This is a genomic window from Aquimixticola soesokkakensis, assembly GCF_900172375.1.
Lineage (GTDB): Bacteria > Pseudomonadota > Alphaproteobacteria > Rhodobacterales > Rhodobacteraceae > Aquimixticola > Aquimixticola soesokkakensis.
Genome location: NZ_FWFS01000008.1, coordinates 31637 through 44191 on the forward strand (window position 1 = coordinate 31637; position 12555 = coordinate 44191).

The 12555-nt window shown below is 61.4% G+C and carries 14 protein-coding genes; 13 read left to right on the forward strand and 1 reads right to left on the reverse strand.

The window, feature by feature from the left end:
- Positions 1-55: 55 nt before the first annotated feature.
- The gene (locus AQS8620_RS10880) at positions 56-805 is read right to left on the reverse strand and encodes an IclR family transcriptional regulator (protein WP_085836938.1); all 750 of its coding nucleotides are present in this window, start codon (positions 803-805) and stop codon (positions 56-58) included.
- A gap of 254 nt (positions 806-1059) precedes the next feature.
- On the opposite strand from AQS8620_RS10880, the gene AQS8620_RS10885 reads away from it, so the two are divergent.
- The 13 genes from AQS8620_RS10885 (at position 1060) to AQS8620_RS10945 (ending at position 12523) form a co-directional block, all read left to right on the forward strand.
- Positions 1060-1899 (forward strand): cyclase family protein, encoded by an 840-nt coding sequence (locus AQS8620_RS10885; RefSeq protein ID WP_085837108.1) that lies wholly within the window; start codon positions 1060-1062, stop codon positions 1897-1899.
- A gap of 105 nt (positions 1900-2004) precedes the next feature.
- Positions 2005-2355 (forward strand): cupin domain-containing protein, encoded by a 351-nt coding sequence (locus tag AQS8620_RS10890; RefSeq protein WP_085836939.1) that lies wholly within the window; start codon positions 2005-2007, stop codon positions 2353-2355.
- Positions 2352-3146 (forward strand): SDR family NAD(P)-dependent oxidoreductase, encoded by a 795-nt coding sequence (locus tag AQS8620_RS10895; RefSeq protein WP_085836940.1) that lies wholly within the window; start codon positions 2352-2354, stop codon positions 3144-3146. Before AQS8620_RS10890 ends, AQS8620_RS10895 begins: the two co-directional genes overlap by 4 nt.
- Positions 3147-3149: 3 nt before the next feature.
- Positions 3150-4076 carry a 3-hydroxyacyl-CoA dehydrogenase family protein gene (locus AQS8620_RS10900; RefSeq protein WP_085836941.1) on the forward strand — a complete coding sequence of 309 codons (927 nt, stop codon included), beginning with the start codon at positions 3150-3152 and terminating at the stop codon, positions 4074-4076.
- A gap of 85 nt (positions 4077-4161) precedes the next feature.
- Positions 4162-5439 (forward strand): ABC transporter substrate-binding protein, encoded by a 1278-nt coding sequence (locus tag AQS8620_RS10905; protein WP_085836942.1) that lies wholly within the window; start codon positions 4162-4164, stop codon positions 5437-5439.
- A 54-nt stretch (positions 5440-5493) separates the two neighbouring features.
- Positions 5494-6225, forward strand: a complete 732-nt coding sequence (locus AQS8620_RS10910) for an ABC transporter ATP-binding protein (protein WP_085836943.1) — start codon at positions 5494-5496, stop codon at positions 6223-6225.
- Complete coding sequence (locus AQS8620_RS10915; protein WP_085836944.1) at positions 6218-6958, forward strand: ABC transporter ATP-binding protein; 741 nt, start codon at positions 6218-6220, stop codon at positions 6956-6958. The genes AQS8620_RS10910 and AQS8620_RS10915 overlap by 8 nt, the downstream gene beginning before the upstream one ends.
- Positions 6959-6960: 2 nt before the next feature.
- Complete coding sequence (locus AQS8620_RS10920) at positions 6961-7821, forward strand: branched-chain amino acid ABC transporter permease (protein ID WP_085836945.1); 861 nt, start codon at positions 6961-6963, stop codon at positions 7819-7821.
- Between the two features lie 13 nt (positions 7822-7834).
- Positions 7835-8848: a branched-chain amino acid ABC transporter permease gene (locus AQS8620_RS10925; RefSeq protein ID WP_085837109.1), complete on the forward strand. Its 1014-nt coding sequence runs from the start codon at positions 7835-7837 to the stop codon at positions 8846-8848.
- 10 nt (positions 8849-8858) lie between these two features.
- On the forward strand, positions 8859-9794 hold the full coding sequence (kce, locus tag AQS8620_RS10930) for a 3,5-dioxohexanoate:acetyl-CoA acetone transferase (RefSeq protein WP_085836946.1): 936 nt from the start codon (positions 8859-8861) through the stop codon (positions 9792-9794).
- 149 nt (positions 9795-9943) lie between these two features.
- Entirely contained in the window at positions 9944-10420 is a 477-nt protein-coding gene (gene rplO, locus AQS8620_RS10935; RefSeq protein ID WP_085836947.1) for a 50S ribosomal protein L15, read from the forward strand.
- 103 nt (positions 10421-10523) lie between these two features.
- Positions 10524-11882, forward strand: coding sequence for a preprotein translocase subunit SecY (gene secY, locus AQS8620_RS10940; protein WP_085836948.1), 1359 nt, complete (start codon positions 10524-10526; stop codon positions 11880-11882).
- Positions 11879-12523, forward strand: a complete 645-nt coding sequence (locus AQS8620_RS10945) for an adenylate kinase (RefSeq protein WP_085836949.1) — start codon at positions 11879-11881, stop codon at positions 12521-12523. Before secY ends, AQS8620_RS10945 begins: the two co-directional genes overlap by 4 nt.
- Positions 12524-12555: the final 32 nt, after the last annotated feature.

A 12555-nucleotide genomic window follows, 5' to 3' on the forward strand; every position in this document is an offset into this window, starting at 1 on the left:
GTGCGCCCTCGTCCGCAAAGCCTTGATTAGCGTGCCCTCATCCGCACGGTCTTGATTAGCGTGCCATCATCCGCACGACATGCTCGCGGGCTTTTTCCAGAGCGGCCTCCACAAGGGGCCGCTTTTGTGCAAAGCGCGTCGTGGGCACGGGCACCGAAATCGCGTGCAGGTCGCCCCCCCAATCGCGAAAGCCAAAGCCCACGCCGGAAATGCCGTCAGTGTGCTCGTCCAGATCATAGGCCAGCGAGCCGGCGCGGATGCTGTCCAGATCGCGCAAAAAGATAGCCTCATCGACATTCATCGCGCGGCGTTCCCATTCTGCGCGCGCCAGACGCTGCGCCTTTTGCGGCTCCATCAGCGCCAGACACGCCTTGCCATTCGCGGTTGAGGTCAGGGGAAATACCTCGCCGACGGAGGAGACCGTGCGCAGGCGGTGCGTTCCGGGCACTTGGTCAAGAAAGATCATGCCCGCGCCGCGCAGCACCGACAGATCCGCCGTCTCGCCCGTGGCTTGGGACAGTTCCGACAAAAACAAACGGCAGCTTTCGACGATGTTGTACTGCGCAGCATCGGCAAAGCTTTGCATTTCCGGCCCGATGCGCAAGCCGCCACCCTGAAGTGAGGCGATGACCATGCGCTCGTCCTGAAGCGCGGAAATGATCCGCTGCACGGTCGAGCGGGGCAGGTCCACCGCCTCTGCGATTTGCCCGAAACTCATCCCCGAAGGGGCACCCCGCAGGGCGCGCAGAATCGCCGCGGCGCGCGCGATCACCTGAATGCCGTTGCGGCTGTTGTCGTCTGCCATGTCGCTCCTCCCTGAAGCTTCTGCGGGTCGCGGCATTTTCGCGGCGTTCGCCTTCTTATCCCATATTAGAGCCTGTTCAACAGCCTTGGATGCTGCGGTCCCTCCCAAAGAAACGCACCATGCAGGACAATCATGCCGTATGGTGGATATTGTTATTGACTGCATTGCGGTACGGCAATACCGTAATGTGGTTGGGTGCAGGGATGGACACCCAAAAAGGAACCACGCCGATGGCGCGGTGGGAGGAGATCAAAATGACGATTAAGATTCGTGGAATCGAGTTCGAGGATAACCTCGACAACGCGATGGGCCTGGAGTTCTACAACCTCAGCCACCGCTTCGGGTTTCAAAACCCCAATTGGCCCTATTTCGAAGATACCAAGATCGAGCGTATCCATTACATGGCCAAATCAGGTGTGCTGTCCCAGCGCATCACCACGTCGATGCATGCAACGACGCATATCGACGCGCCCGCGCATGTGGTCCAGGGTACGCCCTTCATCGACGAAGTACCGCTGCCCCATTTCTTCGGGACGGGCATCGTCGTGTCCCTGCCCAAGAAGAAATGGGAGCCGATCACGGGTGAAGACCTTGAAAAGGCCTGCGGTCATGTCATCCGCAAGGGCGATGTCCTGATCATCAATACCGGATGGCACCACGACTACGAAGATGGTGATTACTTTGCCTATTGCCCCGGTTTTGTGGCCTCGGCGGGCGAATGGATGGTTGAAAAAGGCGTAAAGGTTGTCGGGCACGACACGCAGGCGAACGATCACCCGCTGGCCACGGCAATCGGCCCCCAGCGCAATGGCCCGCTGCTGCCCCACCTTGAGCAAGAGTACAAGGAATGGTCCGGAGGCAACGACTGGAAAGACGATTTCCCCGATTGGGAGCCGGTCCACAACATCCTGTTCAAGAACGGCATTCTGGGCATCGAAAACGTCGGTGGCGATCTGGATGCGGTGACGGGCAAGCGTTGTACCTTTGCGTTTTTCCCGTGGAATTGGGACCGCGGCGACGGCTGTATCATCCGTCTCGTGGCGATGATCGACAAAGGCCAAAATTACCGCATCGAAGCGGGCGAGAGCTTTTGATGACAGGCCCGTTTCGGGTCTAACGCGGGGTTTTGACCCTCTGGCGTGATCGGTGTCCCTGCGATCACGCCCCGACATTCTACATCAAGCGAAGGGAGGCGCGCGATGTTACTCAAACGTTTTGAAGAGGCCACGCCCTACGAGGCGGCGAACCATTTCGGCTGCCACGGATTGCGGCTTCAGGGCTTTGAAGACGGTGGCCCGACCAACCAGTGGGTCGGTTTCAGCCAGTTCCTGCCCAATGGCGGCGCCGGTCCCGACAGCACCCCGTTCGAGAAGGTCTATGTCGTCCTCGAGGGGGAAATGACCGTCGAAATTGCAGGAACAGAGACTGTTTTGCGCAAATTCGACAGCTGCACGATTGCGGCGGGCGAAGTGCGCCGGATCGAGAATAAATCCAATCACGCCTGCACGATGCTGGTCGTCATTCCCTATCCGCCGGAGGCCGCGACATGACCCTGACCAATCCGCTCGACATGTTCGACGTGCGTGGCAAGGTGGCGCTGATCACCGGGGCGTCGGGGGCATTTGGCATGGTGGCCGCGCGGGTGCTTGCGGGCGCGGGCTGCAGGCTGGTGCTGGTCGCGGGCAATGCAAGCGCCCTGTCCGACATCGCGCAGGAATGCCGCGCCGGAGGGGGCGAGGTCACGCTGGTGAATGCGCGTCCTGAAACCGAAGAGATCTGCGAGAGCCTGATGCAACAGGCCCTCGCGGCCTATGGCGCGCTCGACATTCTGGTCGTGGCTTCGGGGATGAACAAGGTCGCCAGGATCGACGAAATGGCGCCAGAAACCTTTGCCGCGGTGATGGACGCCAATGTCACCCAAAGCTGGCTGCTGGCGCGGGCCGCGACCAAACAGATGAAAGCGCAAGGCACGGGTGGCAAGATCGTTCTGGTGTCTTCGGCGCGCGGGCTGCTGGGCCATCCCAACGGCTATACTGCCTATTGTGCGTCCAAAGCGGCGACCGATGGCATCGTCAAGGCGCTGGGCTGTGAATTGGGGCCAACGGGCATCACCGTGAACGCGATCGCGCCCACGGTGTTCCGATCGCCGCTGACCGCGTGGATGTTCGAGGATACCGATGCGGCCAAAGCCGTGCGTGACGGCTTTCTGGCGCGGGTGCCCAAAGGGCGTCTGGGCGAGCCGGAAGATCTGGCGGGACCGCTGCTGTTCCTCGCCTCGAAAGCCTCGGATTTCTACACGGGGCACATCCTTTACGCCGATGGCGGCTATACGGCGGGCTAGGGTATGAAAAAGAACCTTCAGATTGCGGTCGTTGGCGCGGGGCTTATGGGGCATGGCGTCGCGCTGACCATGGCGCGGGCGGGGCATTACGTCACCATCACCGACCCGATGGAAGCCGCGCGCGCCTCCGTTGCCGCGCGGATCGGTGAAAGCCTCGGGCTGTTGGGGGAGCCTCCTGCGGCGGTGGCCAAGATCCTCAAACGGATCGAGATTTGCGAGACCGTGCAGGGCGCTGTGGCAGAGGCATTTGCGGTTTTCGAGGCCGCGCCGGAAAAGCTTGACCTCAAGCGCGAGATTTTCGCCCGGATCGAAGCGGCGGCGCCGCGTGCATGCATTCTGGCGTCCAACACTTCCGTCATGCCGATCACGCAGATCATGGCCGGACTCAAGCACCCCGATCGTGCGCTTGGCACCCATTGGTGGAACCCTGCGCATCTTATTCCGCTGGTCGAGGTCGTGCGCACCGAATGGACGCAGGACGCTTCGATGGAGGCCATGGTCGCGCTGCTGGCCGATGCGGGCAAAACGCCCGTGCGGGTCGAAAGGGACGTGCCCGGGTTCATCGGAAACCGCTTGCAACATGCCTTGTGGCGCGAGGCGGTGAGCCTTGTCGAGCGGGGGATTTGCGATGCGGAGTCGGTCGATACCGTGGTCAAAAGTTGTTTCGGTCGCCGCCTTGCGGTGCTCGGCCCGCTCGAGAATGCCGATCTGGTGGGCACGGATTTGACGCTCGACATCCACACTACGGTGCTGGCCGATCTGGAAGCGCGCCAAGGCCCGTCCCCCTATCTCGAAACGCTTGTCGCAGCGGGCAAGCTGGGCATGAAATCGGGCGAGGGGTTTCGCAGATGGACCCCCGAACAGGCGCAGGCGACCCGCGCGCGCGTGGCAAAACATTTGCAAAAACTCGAGGGCATCCTTGGCGATTAGATTTCCAAGGCTGCGCGCATGAGGCGTGCGCAACGCCTTTTGGCCAAGACGGTACTTTTGCTGAAACTCGATCTGGGAGGACGAGATGACGATCAAGACCACCACCACCCGCCGCCGCTTTTTGTCGGGCAGCGCCGCCTTGCTGGCCGCACCCGCGATTTTGCGCAGCACCCGCGCCTATGGCGCGACGCCCACGATCCGTGTGGGCCATGTCAGCCCGCGCACCGGCCCGCTGGCCGGCTTCGCCGAAGCCGACGACTATATTTTGCAAGCGGTGAGCGAACGCCTGTCGGGCGGGATCGAAAACAACGGCAAGATGTGGTCCGTCGAAATCATTTCCAAAGACAGCCAGTCGAACCCCAATCGCGCCGCCGAGGTGGCCTCCGAGTTGATCCTGTCCGATGAGGTCGACATCATCGTCGCCGCCTCGACGCCCGACACGGTGAATCCCGTGTCCGATCAGGCCGAGGTGAACGAGGTGCCCTGCGTGACCACGGATTGCCCGTGGCAGCCGTATTTCTTTGGCCGTGGCGGCAACCCCGATAGCGGCTTCGAGAGCACCTACCATTTTTTCTGGGGTCTCGAGGATGTCATTGGTGCGTTTCTGGCCATGTGGGATGGTGCAGGCGTGTCCAAATCCGTCGGCGGCTTGTTTCCCAATGACGCTGATGGCAACGCCTGGGGGGATGCGGAGCTGGGCCTGCCCAAACCGCTGGCTGCGGCGGGCTATACGCTGACGGATCCGGGGCGGTATCAGCCGATGTCGGACGATTTTTCCAATCAGATCGCTGCTTTCAAAGAGGCCGGATGTGACATTGTCACCGGCAATATGATTCCGCCGGATTTTGGCACCTTCTGGTCGCAGGCCGCGCAGCAGGGCTTTGCGCCCAAGATCGTCACCATCGGCAAGGCGCTGCTCTTTCCGTCGGTGATCGAAGGGTTGGGCACGCGCGGGTTTGGCCTGTCGTCGGAAGTCTGGTGGTCGCCCCATCACCCGTTTTCATCGTCGCTGACGGGGGCCTCATCGGCCGATCTGGCCCATGGTTACACCGCGGCCTCCGGGCGCCCGTGGACCCAGCCGATCGGGTTTAAACATGCGCTTTTCGAAGTCGTGGCGGATGTCATCGCGCGTGCCGACGATCTGGACGATCCGCAAGCCATCACCAGCGCGATTGCCGGGACCAATCTGCAAACCATTGTCGGCCCCGTCGATTGGTCAAAAGGGCCGGTCAAGAACGTGACCAAGACGCCGCTGGTCGCAGGGCAATGGCAAAAAGACGGTGATGGCATCGACCTGAAAATCGTCGCCAATGCCACCGCACCCGAGATCGCGACCACGGGTGAGTTGCAGCTTTTGGGGTAACCGCAACAGGGCCTGCGCCGCTGGGGCAGGCCCGATCTGACGGGGGGACACGACATGACGACGCCAATTTTGGAACTTTCGGGTCTGGGCAAATCCTTTGGCGCGGTCACCGCGGCGCAGGATCAAAGCTGGTCTCTGGGCGCCGGGGAGGCGCTGGGGGTGATCGGGCCGAACGGCGCGGGCAAGACCTCGATGTTCAACCTTGTAACGGGCACGCTGGCGCCGGACGCGGGCAGGATCCGGCTTGAGGGGCAGGACATCACGGGCTGGCCCGCCGCCAAGCGCTGTCGCGCGGGCCTTGCGCGCAGTTTTCAGGTGCCCCAGCCGTTTTCGGGCATGACGATTTACGAAAACGCCTATGTTGCGGCGACCCAAGGGGCAGGGCTGAGCGGGGCCGAGGCCGAGGAGACCTGCCTTGACGTGCTCGCGCGGACCGGCCTGCTGAAGAAGGCCAATGTCCTAGCGGGCGGGTTGACCTTGCTGGAGCGCAAGCGGCTGGAACTGTCGCGGGCGATGTGCGCGCGCCCCAAGGTGTTGTTGCTGGATGAAATCGCGGGCGGGCTGACCGAAAACGAATGCAAGTCGCTGATCGGCACCATTCAGGACCTGCGCGCCACGGGAATTTCCATCGTCTGGATCGAGCATGTCGTTCACGCGCTTCTGGCCGTGGTGGACCGTCTGATCGTGATCGATTTCGGCCGCAAGATTGCCGAAGGCGAACCGCGCGCGATCATGGCAAGCAAAGAGGTGCGCGAGATTTATCTGGGGATCGAAGCCGATGCGTGATTTCCCCCTTAAAACAGGCTCTAACGCGGGGCAAAACACCCTTCTCGACATCCGCAATCTGGACGCGCATTACGGCGATTTCCAAGCGCTCTATGGTCTGTCGTTGCGCGTGCAGGCGGGCGAGGTGGTGTCGGTCATCGGCGCGAATGGTGCGGGCAAGACCACGCTGATGCGCTCGGTCAGCGGGCTGATGCGCAACCAGGCCGAACAGGTGGTCTGGAAGGGGCGCGAGATTGGCGCGCTGCGCGCGGATCAGATCGCGGCGCTGGGCATCGCGCTGGTGCCCGAGGGCCGGTTGCTGTTTGCGTCCCTGTCGGTCGAGGAAAACCTGATCATCGGAGGGCAGATGAAGCGCAAGGGGCCGTGGACCCTGCAACGGCTCTACAGGTTGTTTCCGATCCTGCAAGAGCGGCGCAACGTGCCTGCCACAGCTTTGTCGGGCGGTCAGCAACAGATGGTCGCGATCGGCCGCGCGCTGATGTCCAACCCCGAGTTGCTGCTGATGGACGAGATCAGCCTTGGTCTTGCGCCGGTCATCATCAAATCGATCTACGAGGCGCTGCCGTCGATCACCGGCGAAGGTCTTGCCGCTGTGATCGTCGAGCAGGACATCGCCAAGGCGCTGGCAGTCTCCTCGCGTGTCTATTGTTTGCAAGAGGGGCGCGTGTCGCTGGAAGGAGCCTCAAGCGAGGTGCCCCGCGACGCGATCAGCCGCGCCTATTTCGGAGTGTAGAGATGGATTGGATCAATACCACGCTTCAGGGCACGCTGCTGGGCGGCCTGTATGCGCTTTTTGCCGCCGGATTGTCGCTGATTTTCGGCGTTATGCGACTGGTCAACATCGCCCATGGCGACCTTATCGTGCTTGCGGCCTATCTGGCGCTGACAACCACGGTGATGCTGGGTGCCTCCCCGGTGATGGCGTTGCTGATTGTCGTGCCGCTGATGGCGGGCCTTGGGTATCTGCTGCAACGTCTGGTGCTGAACCGCACGATGGGCGAGGACATCCTGCCGCCGTTGCTGGTCACCTTCGGCCTGTCGGTGATCCTCCAGAACCTTCTGCTCACGGGGTATTCTGCCGATCCGCAAAAGCTGCAAGCGGGGGCGTTGGAAACCGCGTCGCTGCCTGTGGGCGGGCTAAGTGTCGGCGTGCTGCCGCTGATCGTCTTCGTCGTCGCTGTGCTCACCATCGCTGCCCTGCAGTGGATGTTTTATCGCACCGCTTTGGGCCGTGCCTTTCGCGCCACGTCGGACCGTCAGGACATCGCGCAGCTCATGGGGCTGCACCGCGCCCATATTTTCGGCCTGGCCATGGCGCTATCGCTGGCGGTCACCGCTTTGGCGGGGGTGTTTTTGGGCATTCGCACGTCCTTCGATCCGGCTGCCGGCGGCGCGCGTCTGATCTTTGGCTTTGAAGCGGTGATCATCGGCGGGCTTGGAAACCTGTGGGGCACGCTGGCGGGGGGCGTCATTTTGGGGGTCGCACAGACGCTCGGGGCCAAAATCAACCCCGGATTTCAGGTCCTCGCCGGGCACATCGTGTTTCTGGTGATCCTTGCGGTGCGCCCGCGCGGTTTGTTCCCGAGGATGGATTGAGATGGAGACGAAAATGACCAAATCCCTCTCTGTTGCGCGCGCGACGCGGATGTCGGGCATCGCCATGGGGCTGCTTGCGGTGATCGTGATCGTCATGGCACTGGCCCCCTATTGGGCGGGGCGCGCCGAACTGCGTCTCTTTGGCGAGATTTTCCTCTACATGGCGCTTGCGTCCTTGTGGAACCTGCTCGCGGGCTATGCGGGCCTCGTGTCGGTCGGCCAACAGGCCTATGTCGGGTTTGGCGGCTACATGTTCTTTGCGCTGGCCATCCTGTGGGGCGTGCATCCTTTGGCGGCAATTCCGCTGGCGGGCCTCTTGGGCGCGCTGATCGCAGCGCCCGTGGCGGTGCTGATCTTTCGCCTGCGCGGGGCCTATTTCGCCATTGGCACCTGGGTGATGGCCGAGGTCTTCCGGTTGAGTTTCGCGCAATTCAGCGCCCTTGGCGGCGGGTCGGGCACGTCCTTGCCGGTGGACATCGTGAAATCGCTGGCCGACGGGCGCGCGGCCCGTGAAGCGGCGGCCTATTGGCTGGCGCTGGGCGTGGTGGTGGCGGTCGTGGGGCTGGTCTATGCCTATCTGCGCTCCAGCCGCGGCGTGGCGTTGACGGCGATCCGCGACAACGAACTGGCCGCCAAGTCGCTGGGCATCGACATCTGGCGCGCGAAATTTACCGTTTATGTGGTGACGGGCGGGCTGACCGCGCTCGTGGGGGCGCTGATTTTCCTGCAAAAGCTGCGGATTTCCCCCGATGCGGCGTTTTCGGTGAATGACTGGACCGCCTTTGTCATCTTTATCGTGGTGATCGGCGGCATCGGCACGCTGGAAGGGCCGATCCTTGGCACGCTGGTCTATTTTGCCCTGCGCGAAACGCTGGCCGATCTGGGCAGTGCCTATCTGATCGCGCTTGGCGTCCTCGCTATTCTCATCATGCTCAAAGCCCCCAAAGGGCTCTGGGGGCTGGTGCGTGCGCGCAGCGGTGCCGAGCTTTTTCCCCTCTCGCGCCGCGTGCGCGGTCTTGACGACTGAAAGGTTTCCCATGGCTCGTAACTCCAAAAAGACGATCATCACCTGCGCCATCACCGGCGCGATCCACACGCCCACCATGTCGGATGCGCTGCCCTATACGGCCGAGGATATTGCCGGGCAGGCGATTGATGCGGCACAAGCGGGGGCCTCGATCCTGCATCTGCATGCGCGCCGCCCCAGCGACGGCGGTGTGTCGATCGACCCCGACACGTTTCGCGCCTTTCTGCCGCGGGTCAAACAGGCCACGGATGCGGTGATCAACATTTCCACGGGCGGGTCGCTCAACAACACGATCGAAGAACGCATCGCGCCTGCGCTCGCTTTCAGCCCCGAAATGTGTTCGATGAACATGGGGTCGATGAACTTTTCCTTTCACCCGCTGGCAGGGCGTTACACGGACTGGAAGCACGATTGGGAAAAGGACTATGTCGAAAACTCCGACACCTATATTTTCCGCAACACCTTTGCGGATATCAAAAACGCCGCCACCCAACTGGCGCCCCACGACATCAAGTTCGAACATGAGTGCTATGATGTCGGCCACCTCTATAACCTGAAGTTCTGCATGGATATCGGGCTGTTCAAAGCGCCGATCTTTATCCAGTTCATCTTTGGCATCCTGGGCGGGATCGGACCCGAGGTGGACAACCTGGTCTTTATGAAACGCACGGCGGACCGGCTGTTCGGGGAGGATTATCGCTGGTCGGTGCTCGGAGCGGGGGGAAGCCAGATGCAACTCGCGACCACCGCCAGCCAGATGGGCGGCAACGTGCGCGTGGGCCTTGAGGATAGCCTGTTCATTTCGCGCGGTGAACTTGCCCAAAGCAATGCCCAGCAGGTGCAAAAAATCCGCCGCATCGTCGAGGATCTGGGCTGCGCGGTCGCAAGTCCTGACGAGGCGCGCGAGATGCTGGGGCTCAAGGGCGGGGATCGGGTCAGCTTTTAGGGGCAAAAGGCGGGATCTTGCGGGCTTGATCCGTGGGGGCATCCCGTCTATACGCGGCCGGTGGTCCGATTGGGCCATCAGAATCAATCATCATACGCCGTGTTTGCCCACTCCGTCGCTGGAGGGCAGTTCCGGCAAGGAGAAGCGACATGAAACTGAACGAACTTCGCGACAATCCGGGCGCAACCAAAAAACGCATGCGCGTTGGCCGTGGCCCGGGTTCGGGCAAAGGTAAAATGGGTGGCCGTGGTATCAAAGGTCAAAGCTCGCGGTCGGGTGTGGCGATCAACGCCTACGAAGGCGGCCAGATGCCCCTCTACCAACGTCTGCCCAAGCGTGGCTTCAACAAGCCCAACCAGAAGCATTTTGCAGTCGTGAACCTCGGCATGATCGAGAAATTCATCGAAGCTGGCAAAATCGACGCCAAAGCAGAGATCAACGAAGACGTTCTGATTTCGTCCGGCCTCGTGCGCCGCAAGCTTGACGGCATCCGCGTTCTCGCCAAAGGCGAAGCCAAATCCGCTCTCAACATCGTCGTGACCGGTGCCTCCAAGCCCGCGATCGAAGCTGTCGAGAAGGCCGGTGGCTCGCTCAAGGTGGCCGAGGCGCTGAAACCCGCCGAATAAGAGCTTGTGAGAGGGGCGCGCGCCCCTTAGACAACTCATGTTTTCCAGCGCCGCCGACCGGAGAACCGGTTCGGCGGCGCTCACGCATTAAGAGAGACCGTTCATGGCATCCGCAGCAGAACAAATGGCGGCGAACCTGTCTTGGGGCACCTTCGGGAAAGCCACCGAGCTTCGTCAGCGCATTTTCTTTACCCTCGGCCTCCTGATCGTCTACCGCCTCGGGACCTATATCCCCGTTCCCGGTATCGACGGCGACGCTTTGCGCAACTTCATGGAACAGGCGTCTTCCGGTATCGGTGGCATCCTGTCGATGTTTACAGGTGGCGCGCTGGGCCGGATGGGGATTTTTGCCCTTGGCATCATGCCCTATATTTCCGCCTCGATTATCATCCAGCTTTTGACCTCGCTGGTGCCCTCGCTTGAGAGCATCAAGAAAGAGGGCGAGCAGGGCCGCAAGAAGATCAACCAGTACACCCGCTACGCAACGGTGCTTTTGGCCTTTTTCCAGGCCTACGGTCTGGCCGCGTCGCTGGAGGCTGGCGATCTGGCCCATGATCCGGGTTGGTATTTCCGCGCAGGCGTGATGATCACGCTCGTGGGCGGTACGATGTTCCTGATGTGGATCGGTGAGCAAATCACCCAACGCGGCATCGGCAACGGTATCTCGCTGATTATCTTCGTGGGCATTGTTGCCGAAATCCCTAGCGCGCTGGCGCAGTTCTTTGCATCCGGTCGCTCTGGCGCCATCCATCCTGCGGTGATTATCGGTGTGATCGTGATGGTCGTCGCGGTGATTGCCTTTGTGGTGTTCATGGAGCGCGCTCTGCGCAAGATCCACATCCAGTATCCCCGTCGTCAGCAGGGCATGAAGGTCTATGATGCCTCCAGCTCGCACCTGCCGATCAAGGTGAACCCCGCCGGTGTGATCCCCGCGATTTTCGCCTCGTCGCTGCTGCTGTTGCCGACGACCATCGCGACCTTCTCGGGTGGGACCAATGTCGGGCCTGTCATGGCAACGCTTCTGGCGTATATGGGTCCGGGGCAGCCGCTTTACCTGTTGTTCTTTACGGCGATGATCGTGTTCTTTGCGTATTTCTACACCGCAAACGTGGCGTTCAAATCCGAAGACGTGGCGCAGAACCTGAAGAATCAGGGGGGCTTTGTGCCGGGCATCCGTCCGGGCAAGAAAACCGAAGAATATCTGGACTATGTCGTGGCGCGTTTGCTTGTGCTCGGCTCGGCCTACCTTGCGGCAGTTTGTCTCCTTCCGGAGATTATCCGTAGCCAATTTGCTGTTCCTTTCTATTTTGGGGGCACGTCGGTTCTGATCGTCGTCTCCGTGACGATGGACACGATCCAGCAAATCCAGTCCCACCTGCTGGCGCACCAGTATGAGGGTCTGATTGAAAAATCGCAGCTTCGCGGGAGGAAGCGGAGCAAAAGAGGGACTGCGAGACGATGAATATTATACTGCTTGGACCGCCGGGAGCGGGCAAAGGGACACAAGCACGCCGGCTCGTGGAGGAGCGTGGCATGGTGCAACTGTCCACGGGCGATATGCTGCGTGACGCACGGACCTCGGGCACCGAAATGGGCACGAAAGTCGCGGCGATCATGGATGCGGGGCAACTTGTCACCGATGAGATCGTGATCGGGCTGATCGAAGAGAAAATCCGCAGCGGCAACCCCGCAGGTTTTATCTTTGACGGGTTCCCGCGCACGCTGAAACAGGCGGATGCCTTGGCCGAATTGCTGTCGCGCAACGGTGCGCAGCTTGAGGCGGTGATCGAGATGCAGGTGGATGACACCGCCCTCGTGAAGCGTATCACGGGCCGCTTTACCTGCGGAAACTGTGGCGAAGTCTACCACGACGAGACCAAGCCGACCAAAGTGGCCGGAAAATGCGACGAATGCGGGTCGAGCGACCTCAAGCGCCGCGCAGACGACAATGAGGACAGCCTCAAGACCCGTCTGATGGAATATTACAAAAAGACCTCGCCGCTGATTGGCTACTACTACGCCAAAGGCGATTTGCGGCCGGTGGATGGTCTGGCGTCGCCAGATAACGTTGCCGACCAGATCGTGAAAGCGCTCGCGCTTTAACAGGTCAGGGCGCGGATTGTGGCCGTGTGACA

Excerpts from the sequence above, each read along its gene's own strand:
- AQS8620_RS10880 (WP_085836938.1), bottom strand. The coding sequence starts at position 805 with ATGGCAGACGACAACAGCCGCAACGGCATTCAGGTGATCGCGCGCGCC.
- AQS8620_RS10885 (WP_085837108.1), top strand. The coding sequence starts at position 1,060 with ATGACGATTAAGATTCGTGGAATCGAGTTCGAGGATAACCTCGACAAC.
- AQS8620_RS10890 (WP_085836939.1), top strand. The coding sequence starts at position 2,005 with ATGTTACTCAAACGTTTTGAAGAGGCCACGCCCTACGAGGCGGCGAAC.
- AQS8620_RS10895 (WP_085836940.1), top strand. The coding sequence starts at position 2,352 with ATGACCCTGACCAATCCGCTCGACATGTTCGACGTGCGTGGCAAGGTG.
- AQS8620_RS10900 (WP_085836941.1), top strand. The coding sequence starts at position 3,150 with ATGAAAAAGAACCTTCAGATTGCGGTCGTTGGCGCGGGGCTTATGGGG.
- AQS8620_RS10905 (WP_085836942.1), top strand. The coding sequence starts at position 4,162 with ATGACGATCAAGACCACCACCACCCGCCGCCGCTTTTTGTCGGGCAGC.
- AQS8620_RS10910 (WP_085836943.1), top strand. The coding sequence starts at position 5,494 with ATGACGACGCCAATTTTGGAACTTTCGGGTCTGGGCAAATCCTTTGGC.
- AQS8620_RS10915 (WP_085836944.1), top strand. The coding sequence starts at position 6,218 with ATGCGTGATTTCCCCCTTAAAACAGGCTCTAACGCGGGGCAAAACACC.
- AQS8620_RS10920 (WP_085836945.1), top strand. The coding sequence starts at position 6,961 with ATGGATTGGATCAATACCACGCTTCAGGGCACGCTGCTGGGCGGCCTG.
- AQS8620_RS10925 (WP_085837109.1), top strand. The coding sequence starts at position 7,835 with ATGACCAAATCCCTCTCTGTTGCGCGCGCGACGCGGATGTCGGGCATC.
- kce (WP_085836946.1), top strand. The coding sequence starts at position 8,859 with ATGGCTCGTAACTCCAAAAAGACGATCATCACCTGCGCCATCACCGGC.
- rplO (WP_085836947.1), top strand. The coding sequence starts at position 9,944 with ATGAAACTGAACGAACTTCGCGACAATCCGGGCGCAACCAAAAAACGC.
- secY (WP_085836948.1), top strand. The coding sequence starts at position 10,524 with ATGGCATCCGCAGCAGAACAAATGGCGGCGAACCTGTCTTGGGGCACC.
- AQS8620_RS10945 (WP_085836949.1), top strand. The coding sequence starts at position 11,879 with ATGAATATTATACTGCTTGGACCGCCGGGAGCGGGCAAAGGGACACAA.